The organism is Helicobacter bizzozeronii (assembly GCF_900196775.1).
Taxonomy (GTDB): domain Bacteria; phylum Campylobacterota; class Campylobacteria; order Campylobacterales; family Helicobacteraceae; genus Helicobacter; species Helicobacter bizzozeronii.
The window spans coordinates 1-4,675 of record NZ_FZLB01000071.1; the positions used below are offsets into that span (position 1 = coordinate 1).

Annotated in this window: 3 protein-coding genes and 1 pseudogene; all 4 read left to right on the forward strand. The window is 45.2% G+C overall.

Translation table 11 applies throughout. The features are described from left to right. A pseudogene (locus C5684_RS07610) lies at nucleotides 1-261 on the forward strand (portal protein); the annotation flags it as partial. 482 nt (nucleotides 262-743) lie between these two features. Continuing rightward, entirely contained in the window at nucleotides 744-1,499 is a 756-nt protein-coding gene (locus C5684_RS09345; RefSeq protein ID WP_199764521.1) for a hypothetical protein, read from the forward strand. Further along, a complete protein-coding gene (locus C5684_RS09595; protein WP_233708708.1) occupies nucleotides 1,499-3,079 on the forward strand; it encodes a hypothetical protein in 1,581 nt (526 codons plus the stop codon). Before C5684_RS09345 ends, C5684_RS09595 begins: the two co-directional genes overlap by 1 nt. An 822-nt stretch (nucleotides 3,080-3,901) precedes the next feature. Beyond that, the coding region (locus C5684_RS07625; RefSeq protein ID WP_199764522.1) for a hypothetical protein at nucleotides 3,902-4,675 on the forward strand (774 nt) is incomplete at its 3' end.

Sequence of the window (4,675 nt, forward strand, 5' to 3'; positions counted from 1 at the left end):
CAAGCACAAGCCCCCTATAATGAACAACTCCAAGCCCTAGAACTCCAAAAAATCCAAGCCCAGATTTTAGAATTGCAGGCCAAAGCGCAAAAATACAGCCAACAAGGCGCATTAGTGCAAGCCCACACCACCAGTGAAGAGATTAGCCAAGTGCAAGCCATTGAGGGGCAAACAGACCCCACACAAGAGAACAACCCACCTAAAAAGCCCAAAGGCTCCGAGTGGCAAAAATACCCCAGCGCGCATCATTTGGAGTATTGAGGGGGTTATGTAAAAATTAGGATTTTTGCGTTACAATAGCACTTAGTGGGCCCCCACCCTCAAAAGAGGGTGGTTAAAGGGTTTTTAATATAATGGCTGCGCTAAAACCATTATAACCACTAAGGCTAAGAAGACAAGCTTCATATTAGGCTCTCCTTTCTAGGAGAGTGACCCACTACTGCTCCTGCCCCTTAAAGGCTTGATTAAGCCCAATGCTCCAACTTAGCACGATTCAAAAGGTTAGCCCAATAATGTAACCCGCATATTTTAGTGCATTGGGGCTAAAGGCGGGCTTTTGCTCATTAAACGCCTTGCTTTCCGCTACGCTCCATTAAAGCCTTTTCATTCTAATTGCCCGTTTAACGATTAAAATGCTAAAGCATTTTGCAAAAGCGGGGCTTTTGCTCATTAAAGCCTTCGGCTTTAACCCTTGACCCCCTATCTCTTGCAAGCTAGAATGCTTTTATTTGCAAGGAGAGAGTATGGATGATCTAAGCCCCCAAGAACAAGCCCAGTTAGAGCAATTAGAAAACTACATAATCGAGCAAGCAGCCAACGCTGATGGCGACTTAGAGGGCAACACAGAACAAAGCCCATTAACACCCCAGCCCACTAAAGAGAGCACAGGCGTGTATAGTGCTAAGATAACACCCCCAGATAGCCCCACCAGCATAGATAACCCCCAAGAGGGAACGCCCAAGTTGGGGCAGTGTTTGCCCGATCGCTTTTATGCCCTCATTGAGGATAACACCATTAAGGACATCTTTAAGGGGGACACTTTGCCAGAGTATAATGCCGACCAACTCCATATTATGGAATTGCCCCAAGGGGAGGAATGGCAGTATGCGATTGGGCTGGAGCTAAGCGATACAGGGGAGTTAGTCCCCTTAGAGTTAGAGCAGATCAAAGAGCGGCAATTAGATTTTATTAACGCCGCATTTGAGGCGCAAATGCAAAGCGTGCAAGAGGAATACATCCCCCTAGATGAAGTGCTGACCTTTGAGCTGCAAAGACAGGAGGCATCAAACCTAGAGGGGGATACCCCCTTTTTAGACCAGCTCGCCCAAGCTAGGGGGGAGGATAGAAAAGTGTTGGCTAGTAAAATCCTCAAAAAGCATAATGACTACATGCAACAATTAGCCACCTTGCTTGGCAAACGGCACCGCTTGAGGGATCAAGTGCAAAATGCCACCAGCGCGCAAGAGGTGTTTAATATCCGCTACACCAAAGAGGATTGATGCCCCTTGTTTGGGACCGACAAAGCTCGGAGTATTTGGCTTATTTGAGGCATAGAGAACAAGAAAAATACGCATCCTACAACGACACAAGGGCGCGCTACCATTTAGACATTAGCGATTCTATCTTGCACCAGCAGGCTGGGCAATATGCTAAACACAAGGCTAATAGCCATTTTCAGGTCTTTAGCGACATCTTTAAGGGGGATAATCTCTTTAATTTCATTGATAATTTGGTGTCTTTAATTGCAGGGGTTGCCCTCTCTGTGGTGAGCTTTGGGGCTAGCAGTGCTGTATCCATTGCCGCCTTGAGCACATCTGTAACAGCCAGTGTGGCTAATTTTGGTGTCTCTGTGGCTCAAGATGTGATTAACATAAATGCCCAAAATGCCCAAAGCTTTTATGCCCAAGCCTCTAGCAGTTTGCAACAAGCCACGAGTATAACCAAGTCCTTAAATGAGAAGCAAAATAGCATTAATTACAATTTGATTTATAAGCCTTATGCGATCTTCCCAGAGGGGCATATTTACAAGGGGGAGAATCCGGGCAGTTTGGGTTATAAAGCGGGTTTAGAGGGCTTTAGCCCCATGAAGGGCATTCTAGGGCAGCCCACAGATAACAGACAAGCTGAAGGCTTGAATAACCGCGCCCATAGACACTTAGCCGGTAATGCTGACTATGACCCGCTTAATCTGCCCTTCCCCAAAGCGGAGTTTAAAGAGAATGATAAGGACACCCTAGAGACCTATAAACGCAACTTAGAGCGCAGAATGGAGGAGATTAAAAGCGGCTTTAAGGAACTCAGCGGGGATTACTTTGGGGCATTTGACACTTCTATCACCCAAAGGCTTTTTAACGAGCATATGCACAAAGACATCCACCCTAGAATTAATCAAATCAACGCTTACCGTTTTTTAGAGCAGATGCGCTATTACGCCAAGGGGGAGAGATTACCCCTTTTTGATAAAATGCCCTACCCAGACGCGCTCAAATTGCCCAAGAGTGAGTTTAGCCTAGAGACACAAATTAAAGTGCAAAAGAGGGAGTATGAGCGGGTTTATAGCGGGAGTTGGAACACTGCTGGTGGAGGCTCTGGAGGCTGGGTGAGTGTCCCCATTGACTTAACTTATATTTTTGATTCTAAGGGGGTTTTAATAGAGGCTTATAAAGAAAACATCAGGCAGCGCACGAGAAGCACCCTAGAGCACAATAAGGGTGATTTAGTTGTTTTGACACGCCAACAAAAAAAGGGCACAACCCTACCCACCAAAAGCCCCGCGGTGTTGGAATATGAAGCCATCAAAGACCAAGAAGAGCCCTCTATCCCCTTAGAGGAGGAATTTAAACTCAAAGAGGCGTATAACGCCTATGTTAAGGCGTATTGGGACTGCTTTGACATCGAGGTTTTAACAGCCACTCAGCGCCCCCTAGAGTATGCACAAGCTCAAAGAAAAGATTTAAAAAATGTGTTTTTCAACACCACACAAGAGCCCTTAAGCGCATTAGAATTAGAAAAACAAACAATGTTTAAGGAGTTTGTGGCTTATTACAGCCTAGTGCAAGATGAGGGGGATATGGGTTAAGTTTGTGTTTAAAACAACTGGATACAATAATCCTCGTGGTAGGGGACACCCCCTAAGGGGTGCCCCTCTTTTTAGTTTAATGCAGTGGTGTAGCCAGCACCACAAGCACCACGAAGATTATAAATAACTTCATAGTTGGTCTCCTCTCCGGAGCGCCACCCACTGCAACTCCCAACCCTCAACAAGAATTGATACTCCAAATGATGGCTAAAAAGGCGACCCGCTATGGTATCCGCACCCTATGATAACACATAATGGCAAAAAGGGGTTTTAAGGGAGTTGTGTGAGGGGTTCAGTTGCACCTTAAGGAGAACCCCCCAAGGGGGGGACTCTAGCTAGGATTTTTCCACCCTTTTGCGTTTGAGGACAAAATTAAGCCCCCAAAGGCTAATTTTTAGGTAAAATAACCTAGTAGAGTTTTTACCATGTTTTTTCATGGCAAAACCTCCATATAACAGGTGTTGCCCCCATTTGGGGGCGTTTTTATTTTACCCTCTATGAACTTAAATCTCTTATCATTAAAAGCTTACGCCACTTTAGGTGGGCTTATGCCCTTGTCAATGCTACGAATTCCGTCCTTTGGTATCTAGTTGCCCGTATGACCCTTAAAACCCTGCAGCTTCCGCTACGCTCCATTAAAGGCGATGCCTTCCGCTCCGCTCCATTAAACGCTCCACTGGAGCGTTTAACCCTTGTCAGCCCTTTACAAAATTGTTAAGATGTCGGCGCACTGGTAGGTGTTCTAGCGTGGTGGCATCTTAAATTCCCATTAGGCTTGTTATTTCTCCCCACCACGCTAGAAAGTCCATCAAAAGGGGCAAAATGGAGCTTTACAACAAAATCCAAGAATTATTAAAAGCCAATGAAAAGACCAAACAAGAGAGTATCGCCCTTTTAGAGCTCGCTACAAGCACGCTTAAAAAGCAGAATGAAACCCAGTTTGCTAACAAAGCCCAGCAATTAGAAACGCAATTCAAGCAGGCAATCCAAGACAAATTAGAGAACCCCCAATTTAAGCTCGATATGCAAATGCGTTTAGAAACTCTGGCTAACCAAGCTATGCAAACCATTATCCCCCAAATTAGCCAAGAGGCGCGCACACAGATTGACACGCAACAAATCACCCAAGAGGTGCAAGAGAGTCTTAAAGAGGCGGTGATTGCCAAGTTGAGCCTAGAGGACATTTTAAGCCCCCAAGAGTTAAAAGGACTCTTAGAGGACATTAAAATCCAAGTCACACAGCACTGGCAAGCCCAAGAACATATTTTGTTAGCCTCTTTGCAAGCTCAGATGCAAACCCTCTTAGAGCAAGAACAAAAGGGCTTAGAACAAACCCGCACACAATTAGAACAAGAGGCTAGAGAGAGGGTGCAACAATCCCTTTTCTCTTTGGTGAAAACCCAAGTGGAAGGGCTGGATTTTAGCTTTTTAAAAGAGCAACATGACATCTTTTACCCCGCCATTGAAAAGCACTTGAAGGCGATGTTTTTCAAGGAATTAGAACAAGACTTTTTAAAACGCTATTGGGAAGAGCATTTGCAAGGCTGGTTAGAGCAACAAGCCCAACTCAAACGCTTAAAAGAAATGGAATTTGAA

Coding starts and splice junctions, on each gene's coding strand:
- C5684_RS09345 (WP_199764521.1), top strand. CDS start 744: ATGGATGATCTAAGCCCCCAAGAACAAGCCCAGTTAGAGCAATTAGAA.
- C5684_RS09595 (WP_233708708.1), top strand. CDS start 1,499: ATGCCCCTTGTTTGGGACCGACAAAGCTCGGAGTATTTGGCTTATTTG.